The 1,075-nt window shown below is 56.5% G+C and carries 1 pseudogene; it reads right to left on the bottom strand.

The features are described 5' to 3' along the window. Positions 1-1,075, bottom strand: a pseudogene (locus tag Q0216_RS04060) (pyruvate dehydrogenase (acetyl-transferring), homodimeric type); the annotation flags it as partial.

The following is a 1,075-nucleotide window of genomic DNA, read 5'->3' as shown; positions in this document are numbered from 1 at the left end:
TCCATACCGAAGGTACGTGCCTCATCGGGAGTAATAGGCACAATACGGTGGCCGAAGCCCTTGACACGCATTAGGTCCTTCATGAGACGCACGAATGCCATCGTGGATGCGGCAAGCTGCTTGCCTGACCCCTTCTTGGTACCCGCGTAGACCTTGTCGTCCGGCAGTTGAATCTCAGGCTGAGTATTGGGGCGACCGGGGAGGAAACCACCGAGTTCTTCGCGACGCTTGAGCATGTACTGAATTGCCGGGTTGTCCTGACCGGGACGGTAGTACGGAGGGTTGTAGAGGTCCTTCTCCAGCTCTTCATCAGAGATCGGGATGTTCAGATGGTCGCGGAAGCCCTTGAGCGCTTCCATGGTGAACTTCTTGATCTGGTGGGTCGAGTTACGGGACTCGAAGTAGGGGCCAAGAGCGTAACCCTTAATGGACTGTGCCAGAATAACGGTCGGACGTCCCTTAGTCTCCAGCGCTTCTTTGTATGCAGCGTAGATCTTCTTGTAGTCGTGACCGCCGCGGCGAATAGCCCAGATTTCGTCATCGGTCAGGTCAGCAACAAGTTCCTTGGTTTCGGGGTACTTGCCGTAGAAGTGCTCACGGATGTAACCGCCGTCTTCGCCGCGGAAGTTCTGGTAGTCGCCGTCCAAGGTTTCGTTCAGCAGTTGGATGAGCTTACCGCTCTTGTCCTTAGCGAGAAGCTCGTCCATCTCGGAGCCCCAGACAACCTTGATGACATGCCATCCGGCACCGCGGAAGAAACCTTCGAGCTCCTGGATGATCTTGCCATTACCACGCACGGGACCGTCGAGACGCTGCAGGTTGCAGTTCACTACAAAGGTCAGGTTGTCGAGTTTTTCGTTAGCCGCGAGCTGCAGTGCACCGCGTGACTCGGGCTCATCCATCTCGCCATCGCCGAGGAATGCCCAGACGTGCTGCTGTGAGGTGTCCTTGATACCGCGGTTCTGCAAGTAGCGGTTAAAGGAAGCCTGGTGAATAGCATTAAGGGGGCCTAGACCCATCGATACTGTGGGGAACTGCCAGAACTCAGGCATGCACCGGGGGTGCGGGTAAGAGG

Source organism: uncultured Rothia sp. (genome assembly GCF_937976295.1).
Lineage (GTDB): Bacteria > Actinomycetota > Actinomycetes > Actinomycetales > Micrococcaceae > Rothia.
This window is presented reverse-complemented; position numbering and strand designations above follow the sequence as displayed.